Origin of the sequence: Salinisphaera japonica YTM-1 (assembly GCF_003788585.1) — a bacterium.
GTDB classification, from domain to species: Bacteria; Pseudomonadota; Gammaproteobacteria; order Nevskiales; family Salinisphaeraceae; genus Salinisphaera; species Salinisphaera japonica.
Map to the genome: position 1 here is coordinate 70,019 of NZ_AYKG01000001.1, position 14,568 is coordinate 84,586.

Annotated in this window: 13 protein-coding genes; all 13 read right to left on the bottom strand. The window is 64.9% G+C overall.

All coding sequences use genetic code 11. The features are described from left to right. Positions 1 to 169: 169 nt before the first annotated feature. The 13 genes from SAJA_RS00325 to leuB all read right to left on the bottom strand — a co-directional run bounded on the left by SAJA_RS00325 (position 170) and on the right by leuB (position 14,245). Positions 170 to 976, bottom strand: coding sequence for a ferritin-like domain-containing protein (locus SAJA_RS00325; RefSeq protein WP_123656661.1), 807 nt, complete (start codon positions 974 to 976; stop codon positions 170 to 172). Beyond that, the gene (locus SAJA_RS00330; protein ID WP_123656662.1) at positions 973 to 2,178 is read right to left on the bottom strand and encodes an O-succinylhomoserine sulfhydrylase; all 1,206 of its coding nucleotides are present in this window, start codon (positions 2,176 to 2,178) and stop codon (positions 973 to 975) included. The genes SAJA_RS00325 and SAJA_RS00330 overlap by 4 nt, the downstream gene beginning before the upstream one ends. Positions 2,179 to 2,388: 210 nt before the next feature. Continuing rightward, positions 2,389 to 3,900 carry an amidophosphoribosyltransferase gene (purF, locus tag SAJA_RS00335; RefSeq protein WP_123656663.1) on the bottom strand — a complete coding sequence of 504 codons (1,512 nt, stop codon included), beginning with the start codon at positions 3,898 to 3,900 and terminating at the stop codon, positions 2,389 to 2,391. A gap of 36 nt (positions 3,901 to 3,936) precedes the next feature. Further along, a complete protein-coding gene (locus SAJA_RS00340) occupies positions 3,937 to 4,482 on the bottom strand; it encodes a CvpA family protein (RefSeq protein WP_123656664.1) in 546 nt (181 codons plus the stop codon). A 102-nt stretch (positions 4,483 to 4,584) separates the two neighbouring features. Further along, entirely contained in the window at positions 4,585 to 5,412 is an 828-nt protein-coding gene (locus SAJA_RS00345; protein ID WP_123656665.1) for an SPOR domain-containing protein, read from the bottom strand. Beyond that, positions 5,409 to 6,659: a bifunctional tetrahydrofolate synthase/dihydrofolate synthase gene (gene folC / locus SAJA_RS00350; RefSeq protein ID WP_123656666.1), complete on the bottom strand. Its 1,251-nt coding sequence runs from the start codon at positions 6,657 to 6,659 to the stop codon at positions 5,409 to 5,411. The genes SAJA_RS00345 and folC overlap by 4 nt, the downstream gene beginning before the upstream one ends. Further along, entirely contained in the window at positions 6,656 to 7,630 is a 975-nt protein-coding gene (accD, locus tag SAJA_RS00355; protein ID WP_123656667.1) for an acetyl-CoA carboxylase, carboxyltransferase subunit beta, read from the bottom strand. The genes folC and accD overlap by 4 nt, the downstream gene beginning before the upstream one ends. After that, on the bottom strand, positions 7,627 to 8,508 hold the full coding sequence (gene trpA, locus SAJA_RS00360) for a tryptophan synthase subunit alpha (protein ID WP_123656668.1): 882 nt from the start codon (positions 8,506 to 8,508) through the stop codon (positions 7,627 to 7,629). The genes accD and trpA overlap by 4 nt, the downstream gene beginning before the upstream one ends. After that, positions 8,505 to 9,761, bottom strand: a complete 1,257-nt coding sequence (trpB, locus tag SAJA_RS00365; protein WP_123656669.1) for a tryptophan synthase subunit beta — start codon at positions 9,759 to 9,761, stop codon at positions 8,505 to 8,507. Before trpB ends, trpA begins: the two co-directional genes overlap by 4 nt. Continuing rightward, the gene (locus SAJA_RS00370) at positions 9,758 to 10,390 is read right to left on the bottom strand and encodes a phosphoribosylanthranilate isomerase (RefSeq protein ID WP_123656670.1); all 633 of its coding nucleotides are present in this window, start codon (positions 10,388 to 10,390) and stop codon (positions 9,758 to 9,760) included. Before SAJA_RS00370 ends, trpB begins: the two co-directional genes overlap by 4 nt. Positions 10,391 to 10,435: 45 nt before the next feature. Next, complete coding sequence (gene truA, locus SAJA_RS00375) at positions 10,436 to 11,239, bottom strand: tRNA pseudouridine(38-40) synthase TruA (protein WP_123656671.1); 804 nt, start codon at positions 11,237 to 11,239, stop codon at positions 10,436 to 10,438. Between the two features lie 3 nt (positions 11,240 to 11,242). Next, positions 11,243 to 13,096 carry a motility hub landmark protein FimV gene (locus SAJA_RS00380; RefSeq protein ID WP_123656672.1) on the bottom strand — a complete coding sequence of 618 codons (1,854 nt, stop codon included), beginning with the start codon at positions 13,094 to 13,096 and terminating at the stop codon, positions 11,243 to 11,245. A 72-nt stretch (positions 13,097 to 13,168) separates the two neighbouring features. Next, positions 13,169 to 14,245: a 3-isopropylmalate dehydrogenase gene (leuB, locus tag SAJA_RS00385; protein WP_123656673.1), complete on the bottom strand. Its 1,077-nt coding sequence runs from the start codon at positions 14,243 to 14,245 to the stop codon at positions 13,169 to 13,171. Positions 14,246 to 14,568 lie beyond the last annotated feature (323 nt).

The window sequence follows — 14,568 nt, forward strand, 5'->3', positions numbered from 1 at the left end:
TCTTCTTCTTTATTCGCGCTTTTTGGCGTTCATTTGCGGACAGGATCTTTTTCCGGGCAGCGACGACTCGCTGGCTGACGCGCCCGTAAGCAAATCTGCGTCATCTGCGAAATCTGCGGATTGTCTGCTTTTCCATTGCGGTTCATTCGCGGACGATCGTTCAAACCCGCTAACGCCGAGAGCGCCCGGCATCGCGTTCGGTCAACTCGTCGATTTCCGGCTCGGAGAATTTGGCCTCGCGACGGGCCTCGAGGTTGTAGGGCCCCGGCGGGCCGCCGTTCATGTATTCGTCGAGCAGGGCGAAGAATGTGGTATCCGGGTCCAGCCCCCGCGGTTCGGCCAGGTAACGAAACCAGCGGGTGCCGATCTCGACGTGGGGTACTTCTTCTTCCAGGATCTGTTCGAAGATCGCCACGCTCTCGTGGTCGCCGACCTGTTTGAGTTTTTGGATCATGCCGGGCGTCACATCCAGCCCCCGGGCTTCCAGCACGCGCGGCACCAACGCCATGCGCACCATCGGGTCGTGCGCGGTCTTGACCGCCATCTCCCACAGGCCGTCGTGGGCATCGAAATCACCGTAGGTGAAACCGAAATCGGCCAGGCGGGTGTTGAGCATGTCGAAGTGACGTGATTCGTCGGCGGCCATCGACAGCCAGTCGGCGTAGTAGGCTGCGGGCATGCCGCGATAGCGATAGGCCGCATCGAGCCCCAGGTTGATCGCGTTGAACTCGATATGCGCGATGGCATGGATCAAGGCCGCACGGCCTGTTTCCGATCCCAGCCCGCGGCGCGCCACCTTGGACGGATGCACCAGCGCCGGTCGCTTGGGCCGACCGGGCACCGGCACGGCCACGCCTTCACCGCTTGATGCGGCCATGCCGCTGGAATCCGCGGCATGCAGTTCGCGTGTGACCCGGCATTTCTCGGCCGGGTCACAAGTCATGAGCGCGGCATGGATATCGTCGGGCTGCATCATCGACCCAGGCCTCGGGCCAGATCGGCCTTGATATCTTCGATGTTCTCCAGCCCGACAGAAACACGCACCAGTCCCTCGCGGATGCCGGCCCGCTCGCGATCGGCCGGCGAGATCCGGCTGTGCGTGGTCGATGCCGGGTGCACGATGGTCGTTCGGGTATCGCCCAGATTGGCCGTGATCGACAACATCTCGGTGGCATTGATCAGCGCGAAGGCGGCCTCGCGCCCACCGGCCAGGTCGAAGGAGACGATACCGCCGAAGCCGCCCGGCTGTTGGCGCTTGGCCAGCTCGTGCTGGCTGTGCGAGGCCAGCCCCGGATAATAGACCTTGGCGATGCCTGGCTGGTTTTCGAGCCACTCGGCCAGCGTCATCGCGGCCCGGCAATGCGCCTGCATGCGCACTTCCAGGGTTTCCAGCGCCTTGTAGAAGATCCAGGCGTTGAACGGGCTCATGCTGGGCCCGCAGGTCCGCAGGAATCGAAAGACCTGGTCGCCCACCACATCGGCATCACCGACGACCGCACCGCCAAGTGCTCTGCCCTGGCCGTCGATATACTTCGTGGCCGAGTGGGTCACGATATGTGCGCCCTGCTCCAGCGGGCGCTGCAAGGCCGGCGTACAGAAACAGTTATCGACCACCAGCCAGGCCCCGTGATCCTCGGCCAGCTGGCCGAGAGCCGCCATGTCCACGATCTCGGTCAGCGGGTTGGAGGGGGTCTCGACGAAAAGCATCTTCGTCGCCGGCGTAACCGCCGCGCGCCAGGCATCGACATCATCCGGGGCGACATAGCTCGTGCTGATGCCGAGCTTGGCCAGATAATTGTTGAAAAGCCCGATCGTGGAGCCGAACAGCGTATGCGAGGCCACGATATGATCGCCGGCCGATAACGTCGCCAGGCAGGTGGCCAGAATCGCGGCCATGCCCGAGCCTGTGGACACGCTGCACTCACCGCCTTCCATGGCCGCCAGGCGCTTGTTGAAGGCATCGACCGTGGGATTGGTGAAGCGCGCATAGATATTGCCCGGCTCATCACCGGAAAAACGCGCCGCACAGGCCTCGGCCGAGTCGAACACGAAGCTCGAGGTCATATAGATCGCGCTGCTGTGCTCGCCCTCGTGGGTGCGATGCGTGCCGGCACGCACGCCTTTCGTGGCGGTGCCCCACTCGGCGTTCCAGCTCGGTTCAAAGTCGCTGTCGCTCATCGTTGTCGTCCTCTTGGCCATCCCGGGCACAAACAAAAACGCCTGCGAAAGCCGCAGGCGAGCAACATGTCAGACCCGTTTAGCGGCATTTCGACCGTCCATGATGGACAATCCGCGCCCGCAAGCTGTTTCAAATCGGCGCATTGACGGAAGATATGGGCGGGGGCTTTCATGTCGAGCAAACAAGCCCCCGCAGGGTCTTACTACGGGTCAACTGTCGTTATGGATCTCCAGAACCGCATTATCCTTGCGGCGCCGCTCTTCCTTGTTTTCGTCCGAGCGCGAGGTTTCCAGGGCCTGCAGGTACTCGGGTGAGACATCCGGGGTGATATAGCGCCCGGTGAACACAGAATCCTCGTATTCCTGGATCGCCTCGTTGCCCAGCCCCACGGCCCGTTTCAAGTCCGCCAGGTCCTGATAGATCAGCCGGTCGGCGCCGATCACCGAGCAGATCTCTTCATCGCTGTGCCCGTGGGCAACCAGCTCGGAGGCACTGGGCATATCGATGCCGTAGACGTTGGGATAACGCACCGGCGGTGCCGCGGAGGCGAAATACACCTTGTTGGCCCCGGCATCGCGCGCCATGTCGATGATCTGTCGCGACGTGGTGCCGCGCACGATCGAATCGTCGACCAGCAGTACGTTCTTGCCCGCAAACTCGAGATCGATCGGGTTGAGCTTCTTGCGCACCGATTTAACCCGCTGCTGCTGGCCGGGCATGATGAAGGTCCGCCCGATATAACGGTTCTTGATGAAACCCTCGCGGTATTTCACGTCGAGCTGATTGGCCAGCTCCACGGCCGCGGTACGGCTGGTCGAGGGGATCGGGATCACCACGTCGATATCGTGATCGGGCCACTCACGCTGGATCTTCTCGGCCAGGAACGTGCCCATGCGCAGCCGCGCCTTGTAGACATAGACGTTATCGATGACCGAATCCGGGCGCGCGAGATAGACGTACTCAAAGATACACGGCGAATGCACCGGATTATCGGCACACTGCTGGACCTGAATCTGGCCGTCGAGCGTGATGACCACAGCCTCGCCCGGCTCGATATCGCCGATTCGCTCAAAGCCCAGGGCATCGAGTGCGACCGACTCGGAGGCGATCATGTAGTCCGTGCCGTCTTCGGTTACGCGCTTGCCGTAGACCACCGGGCGGATGCCGTTGGGATCGCGAAAACCCACCAGGCCATAGCCCGTGATGAGGGCGGTGGCCGCATAACCGCCGCGGCAGCGCCGATGCACGGCCGATACGGCCTTGAAGATATCGTCCGGTGCCAGTTCCAGGCGCTCGCTGAGCATCAGCTCGTGGGCGAAGACGTTGAGCAGGATTTCCGTGTCCGAATCCGTGTTCAGATGCCGTCGATCCGAGCGGTACAGCTCTTTGGCCAGCGTTTCTGCATTGGTGAGGTTGCCGTTATGCGACAGGCAGATCCCATAGGGCGTATTCACATAAAACGGCTGGGCCTCGGCGGATGAATCCACGCCGGCCGTGGGGTATCGCACATGGCCCACGCCGGCGTTGCCGACCAGCCGTAGCATGTGATCGGTGCGAAACACGTCGCGCACCAGGCCGTTTTCCTTGCGCAGATACAGCCGGCCGTTTTCGGTGGTCACGATACCCGCGGCATCCTGGCCGCGATGCTGAAGTACCGTCAGGGCGTCGTAGATGTCTTGATTGACCGGGGAGGTCGAGACCATCCCAACAATGCCGCACATAAGCGAGTCGCTCGGTTGAGTAAGACGAGGGTCGTGTCAGTTGATCGATGCGCTGGCGGGATTGCCATCGCCGGCTGCACCATCGGTGGCGTCCGGAAACGTGATTGCGCCGGCGACATTGGGCGGCAGATACCCGCGGGCCCAGATTGCGCCGTGTTCCAGCTTGGCGATGAAGATCGAGTTCTGCCACCAGGCATCCCGAGGAACCGAGGTCACGCCGGCCAGCATCACGAGCAGCACGAGTACAGCCACGCCCCGGGCCACGCCGAAGGCAATGCCCAGCACTCGATCGGTGCCCGCCAGGCCGGTACCCGAAACAAGTTGGCCCAGGAAGTAATTGAGGATCGCACCCACGATCAGTACACCGATGAAGACCGCGGCGAACGCCACGACCAGGCGCGCCGAATCCATGTCGATCCAGTCGACGAGAAGCGTCTCGACCGTCGGGGCAAAACGAAAGGCGACGAAAAAAGCCACGATCCAGGTTGCCAGCCCCAGCACCTCGCGCAGAAAACCGCGAAAGAAGCCGATGATCGCCGATAGCACGACGACGATCGCGATGATGACATCGATCCAGATCATGACGGCTCGTTGTAACCCCGTGAGACCGCGATCATACCAGAGCCGCGCGTCTCGGGATCATGCGGGACAGCCCTGAACGCTGTCCCGCGACCACACTGATGGTTAAGGCAGATTTCGCACCAGCCCGTTGCGGCCTTGCTGCGAAAGCTTGTCCGCGGCATCGCGTGCTTGGCCCTCGTTGGAAAACGGACCGATGTTCACGCGATACAGCGTGCGGCCGTTGATCGTGGCCGGCGTGTAGGAGGCCGAGAAACGGCCGCCCAACGAACGCGCCAGGTCTGCGGCGTTGGATTGCTTGGAGAAACTGCCCACCTGCACAACCCAACCGCTGATGCTGTTGCGCTGGCCGGCGCTCGAACTCGACGTGTTGCTGCTCGAGGTCGTGTCGCGCTGACTGGCACGGCCTTGGGTCGAGGCGCCGTAATCGCTGCCCGATTGTGACGAGCGCTGCGGGGCCGGCTCGGGCTCGGGCGCCGGTGTGGGCTCCCGCTCAGGTTCCGGCTCGCGCGACTGCTGCGGCTCTGACGTACGCTGCGACTGGCTGGCACGCGGCGCCTCGTCGTCGGCCGGCGCGTTGCCAGCGTCGTCGCTCGCCTCGTTGTCAGCGTCATTCTGGCGGCCGGCGACCGGCGGCGTTTCGAAGCTTTCGTCGTCGGCCTGATCGGTATCGGCGCTGTCATCGCGCTGGGGCGAAACCGCTTCGGGCATATCCGGCGTGTCGTTCGCGTCGGTCTCGTCTTCGCCCTGGTTATCGCCTTGTGACTCCGACTGGGTCTGACCATCGGGATCCACGGTATAGACACGCATATCGCCCGACTTGTCGGCCTCGTTGTTGCCGCCCATGCACTGCGACAGCAGCACCGGCACGAGCACGCCGATGGCGATGATGATCACGACGCCGATCAGGCGTTTTTTCATTACGTCATTCATGTCATTGGATCCCGAACCTGGGCCACCGTATAGAAAGAACCACAGACCACAATACAGTCGGCCGCGTCAGCCACCGACCGCGCGGCCGCCAAACCTGCTGCCGGACTGGCAAAACCGGCCTGTTCATTGCCCTGGCCAAGCCGTGAGCCAAGCTCGGCCGCGCTTGCCCCACGCGGCGTCACACCGGACAGATCCACCGGATACCACTGATCGACGTGTGGCGCCAGCATCGCCCCGATCTTTTCGATCGGCTTGTCGACGAGCATGCCGATCACCAGATGTACCCGGTCAAACGCCCGGTCGGTCAGCGTCTCGATCAGTCGCGCGATGGCGGCTTCATTATGACCGACATCATAAACGATGGCGGGCGACGACATGTGCCATTCTCGTCGTCCGGGCAACCGCCGCTGGGCGTGTGCCGCCCGTGCGATATCCGCAGCACTCACCGACAGACCCAGCCGATGCACGAGCGCCACGCTGGCGGCCATGTTGTCATCGAGCACGTCGGCCTCGACGGCGGCCGCCACGGCCTGCTGGCCGTCGCGGATCCGCCACTGCCCGTCCACGCGCCGGATATCGAATGCTTCGCCGATGGGTTCAAAGCAGGCACCGATCGTCGCCGCCTGCGCGGCGAGACTGGCCGGCCGGTCCCGCTCGCTGCAGAGCGCCGGCTTGTCGGCCCGATAAATACCGGCTTTCTCGGTGCCGATCGCCTCGCGGGTATCGCCCAGCCAGTCGGTATGATCCAGGCCAATAGACACCACGAGCGCGATATCGGCATCCACGATATTCACCGCATCGAGACGTCCGCCCAGGCCGACCTCAAGGATCGCGATATCCACGCCGGCACGCTTGAACAGCCACAGGGCCGCGAGCGTGCCCCATTCGAAAAACGTCAGCCGGGTATCACCGCGCACGGCTTCGATCGCCGTGAACGCAGCGATGAAATCGGCATCGCTGGCGGGTGCGCCGTCGACGGTCACGCGCTCGTTATAGCGCCAAAGATGCGGCGAGGTATAGCAGCCCACCCGGGCGCGCGAGCCGATCAGCCCGGCGGTCAGAGCCACGCAACTGCCCTTGCCGTTGGTGCCGCCGATCACCACCGACTGCCGCGCCGGGCAACGAAGGCCCAGCGCATCGGCCACGCGCCCGACCCGATCCAGGCCCAGCTCGATCTCGCTCGGATGCGCGGCCAGCTGGGCGTCGAGCCAGGCACCGAGCGTTGCCTGCCCGGCTGGCGTGTTCAAGAGGTGCCGGACTCCGTGGGCGCGGACGGTGTCTCGGCTTGGGCCGACGCCTCGGCTGCGGGCGCGCTATCGACCGTGTCGCCGACCGGTGCATCGTCTGCGGCGGCCAGCGTTGGCGCCTGATGGGTAAACATCGAGACCACACCGTGAATACGATCGCGCAGCTGTTCGCGCTCGACGATCATGTCGATCGCGCCGTGCTCTAGCAGGAACTCGCTGCGCTGAAAGCCTTCTGGCAAGGTCTGTTTCACGGTCTGCTCGATCACGCGCGGGCCGGCAAAACCAACCAGCGCCTCGGGCTCGGCCACGTTGATATCGCCCAGCATGGCGAAACTGGCCGCCACGCCGCCCATTGTCGGGTGGGTGAGCACCGAGACGAACGGCAGGCCGCGATCGGCCAGGCGTGACAGTGCGGCGCTGGTTTTGCCCATCTGCATGAGCGAGAACAGCCCTTCCTGCATGCGCGCGCCGCCCGAGGCCGAGAAGAACACGAACGGGGTTTCGCGCTCGATGGCTTCGTGTACACCGCGTACGAACGACTCGCCAACCACGCTGCCCATCGAGCCCCCCATGAACTTGAAATCCATGGCGCCGGCCACGATCGGCAGGGTCTTGAGCTGGCCGGCCATCATGACCACGGCCTCGCGTTCGCCCGAGTCTTTCTGTGCCGCAGACAGGCGATCGCGATATTTCTTGGAATCCCGAAACTTGAGCGGATCCTTGGGCTCAAGACCGGTGGCCAGCTCCTCGCGCGGGTCGGCGTCGAGAAACAGATCGAGGCGTTGCCGGGCGCGCAGCCGCTGATGGGCGTTGCATTTGGGACAGACATGCAACGTGCGCTCCATCTCGGCGGTGTAGAGCACTGCCCCACAGCTGCCGCATTTGGTCCACACGCCTTCCGGCACGCTGTTCTTGCTGCGCGGGCCGTCGCCCCGCATTTTCGACGGCATCAGTTTTTCGAGCCAGCTCACGCGTGTTCACCCTTTTCTGTCTGCTTGACCTTGCGCTTGTCGTCGCGCACGTCGATCGCCGCGCGCATGTCGCCCAGCGTACGCGACAACGCGCGGCGCGCGCCCGCTTCGTCGTCCAGATGCTCGGCGATCTGGCCGACCAGCACGCTGCCCACAACCACGCCGTCGGCAACATCGGATACGTCGGCTGCGTTGGCCGGCGTGCGCACGCCAAACCCCACGCCAACCGGCAGCTTGCTCGCCCGTCGGATCGGCGCGATCTGGCCGGCCAAGGCATCGGTATCCAGACTGGCCGACCCGGTCACACCCTTGAACGACACATAATAGATATAGCCGCCGGCGTTTTCGCAGATCATCTTGATCCGCGCTTCGCCGGTCGTCGGCGCGATCAGGCACACCGGCGACAGGTTGGCCGCCGTCAGGCTGGGCACGACCTCGGGTGCCTCCTCGGCCGTGAGATCGACGATCAGCACACCATCGACCCCGGATTCGGCCGCGCGAGCGGCAAAATCGTCCAGGCCCATCCGATCGATCGGGTTGTAGTAGCCCATCAGTACCACGGGCGTGGTGGCATCGTCTTCGCGAAAGCGGGCCACCATCGACAACACGTCGCGCAGGCTGGTGTTGTGCGCCAGCGCGCGCTCACAGGCTGCCTGGATCACCGGGCCGTCGGCCATGGGATCGGTGAACGGCACGCCCAGCTCGATCACATCCGCCCCGGCTTCGACCAATGCGTGCATGAAGCCCGGCGTGGCCGCCGGCTGCGGGTCGCCGGCGGTCAGGTAGGGGATCAGCGCCGTGCGCCCGGCGGCCTTGAGATCAGAAAAGCGCTGCGTCAAACGATTGACGGCGGGCTCGGTCGGTTCAACAACACTCAAAGCGTTTCTCCTGCGGCCTCGGCAACGCTTGCCATATCCTTGTCGCCCCGCCCGGACAGGTTCAACAGGATCGATTGCTCGGGCGACATCGTGGCGGCCAGGCGCTGGGCATAGGCGATGGCGTGGGCGGTTTCCAATGCGGGCATGACGCCCTCGATGCGCGTGCATTCGTGGAAGGCGGCGAGCGCTTCGGTGTCGGTCACGCTGACATAGTTCGCGCGGCCGATATCCTTGAGCCAGGCGTGCTCAGGGCCCACGCCGGGATAATCCAGCCCGGCCGATACCGAGTGCGTGCCCATGATCTGGCCGTTGTCATCCTGCATGAGATACGTGCGGTTGCCGTGTAACACGCCCGAGCGCCCGGCCGAGAGCGGCGCCGCGTGACGCCCGGATTCGATCCCGTCGCCGCCGGCCTCCACGCCGTAGATCTTGACCGAGTCGTCGTCCAGGAACGGATAGAACAGGCCGATGGCGTTCGAGCCGCCGCCAACACAGGCCACCAGCGCATCCGGCAGCTTGCCGGCACGCTCCAGCATCTGGCGGCGCGACTCGCGCCCGATCACGGCCTGGAAATCACGCACCATCGCCGGATACGGCGCCGGACCGGCCACGGTGCCGATGATATAGAAGGTGTCGTCGACGTTGGCCACCCAGTCACGAAGCGCCTCGTTCATCGCGTCCTTGAGCGTCTTCGAGCCGGACTCGACGGGGCGGACCTCAGCACCCAGCAGACGCATGCGATAGACGTTGGTGGCCTGACGACGCATGTCCTCACTGCCCATGAACACCACACACGTCAGGCCGAGGCGTGCCGCCACGGTGGCCGTGGCCACGCCGTGCTGGCCGGCGCCGGTTTCGGCGATGATGCGGGTCTTGCCCATGCGCACGGCCAGCATGGCCTGGCCGATACAGTTGTTGATCTTGTGCGCGCCGGTGTGATTCAGGTCTTCACGCTTGAACCAGATCTGGGCGCCGCCGGCTTTCTTGGACAGTCGCTCGGCGTGATAGATCGGCGTCGGCCGGCCCACGAAGTCAGCCATGTCGGCATCCAGCTGCGCCTTGAAGGCCGCATCTTTCTGGGCCTCGGCGTAGGCCTTGGCCAGCTCGTCCAGTGGCGCCATGAGGGTTTCGGCCACGAACCGGCCGCCGTAGGGCCCGAAATGACCGCGCAGATCGGGCGTGTCACGCCAGGCGTGCGCATTGGCACCGGCCGGGTTTTCAACAGAAGGGTTCGTGTTCTGGGTCGTACTCATGACTGACCTGCCTTGTCTACTGCGTTGATGAACGCGTGCATCTTGTCGGCCGACTTGCGGCCCGGGGCATCTTCGACCCCGCTACTGACATCCACGGCATACGGCGCCAGCGCGGCGATCGCCTGCCCGACGTTGCCGGGATGCAACCCGCCGGCCACCACGACCGGCAGGCCCACGGCCGACAGATCGATCTGCCAGTCGAAGGTCTCGCCCTGCCCGCCCGGCTGCCCGCGCCGATTGCCATCGAGCAGGAGCGCGGCCGCATCGTGGTAATCGTGGGCGGCCTGCAATACGGATGCGTCCGTCTCACCCATGGCAACCGCCTTCATGTAGGGCTTGCCGAACGAGCGACAGAACGCCGGCGTCTCGTCACCGTGGAACTGCAGCATATCCAGTGTTACCGATTCCACGACCTCACTGACCATTGTGGCGTCGTCGTTCATGAACAAGGCCACGCGGCTGACAAACGGGCCGATCGCCTGGCTGATCGATACGGCGCGCGCCGCATCCAGCCGCCGCCGACTGTTGTGCGCAAACACCAGCCCGAGCGCATCGGCCCCGGCTGCGACGGCCGCCCGGGCATCGTCGGCCGAGCACAGACCACAGATCTTGGTGCGCACGTGTGTCATGGCGTCAATTACTCGAAGCGTTTCATCGCCGGTTGGGCGACGATTCTACCAGCCCGCGGGCCCGACCGCCGGCCCCGGCAGATCGGTATCCGGCGGATAGCTGACATGGCGCAACGACAACCCTGCGGCTGGCGCGGTCATGCCAGCCCGACGACGATCGCGGCCAGCCAGCAGCCGGGCGGTCCAGGCCGGATCGGCCTCGCCGCGGCCGATCACAGCCAGCGTGCCCACGATATTTCTGACCATATGGTGCAAGAACGCATTGGCCCGAATATCCAGGCGCAGCCAATCGCCCTCGCGGATCACCGAAATCTGTTGCACGTCGCGCACGGGGCTCTTGGCCTGGCAGCCGGCCGCACGAAACGCGCTGAAGTCATCTCGCCCCAACAGATGGACGGCCCCGGCCGCCATGGCCTCGTGATCGAGTCGGTGATGCACGTGCCAGGCCCGGTTGCGCCATAGCGCCGAGGGCGCCTCGCGATCGGTGAGCCAGTAACGATAACTGCGTGCTGTGGCCTGAAACCGGGCATGAAACGTCTCGGGCACCGGCACGAACCACTGCGGGGCGATATCGTCCGGCAGATAACGGTTGGTGCCGAGCAGCCAGCTGCGTGCTCGCCGGTCGGCATCGGTGTCGAAGTGCACGATCTGGCCCTGGGCATGTACGCCGGTGTCGGTACGGCCGCTGCACACCACGCGGATCGGGCGATCGGCGACCCGCGACAAGGCCGTCTCCAACGTGTCCTGGACGCTTGCCGCATGCGGCTGGCTCTGCCAGCCGTGGTAGGCGGTGCCGTCGTATTCGATACAGGCGGCCCAGCGTGTCACGGCGTTCATGGCGTCGTTCATCGGCTAGATTTCGCCTAACAGGCGTTCGGCGTGTTCACGCTGCGATTCATCACCACGGGCCTGGACGTCGAGCAAGAGCTCGCGGGCCGATTCCGGATCACTCATATCGATATACATACGGGCAAGATCAAGCCGGATACGGATGCTGTCATTGGTGGCCGCCGCGCCGGCGTCTGTACTGGAGGACGGCGTATCGTACAGATCGAAAGCCTCCGGATCGATCAGATCGACCGTGGGCTCACGAGCCTCGTGATCGGCCTTGCTGTCGCGCGGCGCAACTGGCGCGTCTCGCCCCGGCCCGGTACCGGCTGTCGCCGAACCGTCGAAAACCACCGTATCGCCCGGCGCGCCGCGATCGTGCCGGCGCTCGACCGGGCGGATCGTGGTCGGCTGGAAGGTCAGCCCCGGCACCGGACTCGATGTGTTGTCGCCGGCGTCCGAGCGCTCTGTCTCTTGCGGTGCCGGCGCGCGACTTTCAGGCGGCGGCGCGGCGGGCACGTCACGCGTCTCGACAGATCCCGCTGGCGGCGTATCGTCGACCGTGGCCCGTGATGACGGGGTGGCCCGATTGGTCGTGCCGGCCAACCAGGCGGGTTGTTCGGGCTCGGTTTGACGGGCCGAACGCGGTGCCGCCCTTGAGGCAGAGGCCCGCGTGCCGGCGGCGTCGTCTTGCATCATCGATAGGCTTTGCTTGTTCTTGTCGCGCTGGCGCAGCCAGAGCATGGCCAACAAGAACAGCACCAGGATAATCACGAGGTTACGCGGGCGCAGCAGGCCCGGGCCGGCGTCGCGGCGTACCGGCGCCGTGGCTGGCGGCGGCGTGCTTGCCGACGTTTGAGCCGGCGCGTCCGTGCGAGACGGCTCCGGCGGCGTATTCGCAAATGGTGCAGCCCGCGCGGCGGGTGCCGCCGTCTCTGGCCACGGGGTATCGCTTTCGATGATCAGCGTGCCGAAGGCCGCGCCCGGCGCGTCGACAGCCCCCGCGGTTTCGGCGGCGCCGCGGTTCGACGTCACGGTTTGTGGCGTGCCGGTGTCCGGGAGCGTGGCCATCGCCTCCGGTGGTGGCGGGGCCTCGCCGGTCGCAGCCACCGCGGGCGCGGTCTCGTGCGGCGCATCTGTTGTCGGCGTTTCAAGGCCGGTTTGGGCACGCTGGCGCGAGACGGCCTTGATCGTGGCGTCGTCGGGCACACTCAGGCGTGCGCCCTGGCGCAACGACGACGGCCCGGCAGCAAGCGCTTCCGGGTTGGCCTTGTAGATCGCCCAGGCTGTCTGCGCTGCGCTGGCCCCGGGCGGCTGGTAACGGCCGGCGATGCGCCAGAGCGTGTCACCGGCACGTACCGAATAGGCGGCCGGCATCTCGGCTCGTTCGGCCGGGCGAGTTGTACGTTCAGCAGGCGTGGCCGCGGGCCCTGTCGCCGGCGTTGTACTATCGGCCGGATCGAGAAACGCGGTGTACTCGTGCAGCGCGCCGCCCGAAGCCGTATCCACGCGAACCACGAAAGAAAAGAACGGCTCGTTGATCGGCCGGGCGCTGTCGATACGCACCTGAAGCTGATCGCCACCCTCGGCGCCGGTTGCAAAACGCAGCCGATCGATGAAGGCCGGCCGCGGGATACCGAGCTGCTCGAAGCGCTCGGTCGAGGCCATGCCGATATTCAGTGATTCATCCGGCCCAACCTGGCGTAGCTCGAACGTGGCAGCAAACGGCTCGCCCAGCGCCGAGTTCACCTGTATTCCAGAAAACGACAGTGCGTGGGCTAAACCCGGCAGGCCAGCCAACAACAGCACAGCCGCGCCCAAGATATTGTGCCAACGCCAGATGCCGCCCGCCCCTTGGTGGCCTGCCCGATGCTGCATGTTCCCCCCCCCCCAAGCGGCTCGGTCCGGTGCCGCTGCGCCCCAGGCTGTCTTTATTATCAAATGCTTACATCAACGTAGCATATCGACGATCGCGCCTCCCATCTCTTGGGTGCTGGCGACCTGCGTCTCATCGTCCATGATGTCGCGGGTACGAAGTCCGCGATCGAGCACGGCGCCGACCGCGGTCTCGACCTTGTCAGCCAGGTCGCCGCGCTCGAGCGTATAGCGCAACATCATCGCCACCGAGAGGATCGTGGCCAGCGGGTTGGCCACGCCCTGTCCCGCGATATCGGGCGCGCTGCCGTGGACCGGCTCGTACATGCCACACCCCGCGGCATCCAGCGACGCTGAGGGCAGCATGCCGATCGAGCCGGTGAGCATGGCGGCCGTATCCGACAGGATGTCGCCGAACAGGTTGGTGGTCACGATCGTGTCGAACTGCTTGGGGGCCCGCACCAGCTGCATGGCGGCATTATCCACGTACATATGCGACAGCTCGACGTCCGGATACGCCGTGGCCAGCTCGTTCATCACGTCGCGCCAGAGCTGGGAGACATCCAGCACGTTGGCCTTGTCCACGCTGCACAGCCGCCCGCCGCGAGCCCGGGCGATCTCGAAGGCACGGCGGCCGATACGCACGATCTCGTCCTCGTCGTAGCGCATGGTGTTCCAGGCTTCGCGCCGGCCGGCATCGGTGGTGCCCTGGCCGGCCGGTTTGCCGAAATAGATGCCGCCGGTCAGCTCGCGCACGATCATGATATCCAGCCCGGCCACGATCTCTTTCTTGAGCGAGGAGGCATGGGCCAGCTGCGAGTAGAGAATCGCCGGGCGCAGATTGGCGAATAGCCCCAGCTCGGATCGAAGCCGCAACAGACCGGATTCCGGACGCTTGTCGCGCGGCTGGCTGTCCCATTTCGGCCCGCCGATCGCGCCGAACAGAATCGCATCGGCCTCGCGGGCTGCGGCCAGCGAGTCCTCGGGTAACGGATCACCCGCGCTGTCCACGGCCGCGCCGCCGACCAGCGCTTCGTCGAGCTCGATATCGAGCCCGTGATCGTGGGCCAGCACGTCCAGCACGCGCACCGCCTCGCGACAAATCTCGGGCCCGACCCCATCGCCGGGCATGACCAGAATACGTGACGTCATTGATGCGTCCTTTTAAGGAAAAATTCGTCCGCGAATGAACGCAAATTGAAAGTGAACAAGACGAAGACAATCCGCCGATGAACGCCGATTTCCGCCGATGAAGACAAGATCATCCGCAGATTCCACAGATTTAAAAGATAGCAAAGCGGATGGCTCAAGAGAGCGGCAACGACACAGGGCACGCCGTACTTCAACGCCAATCTGCTAAGTCTGCGGATGACCGTCTTCATTCATCGGCGGCCATCGGCGTTCATCGGCGGATTGTTTTTCTTGGTTGCGCTCATTCGCGTCTATTTGCGGACCGTCTCTATTGCGTTTCGCGC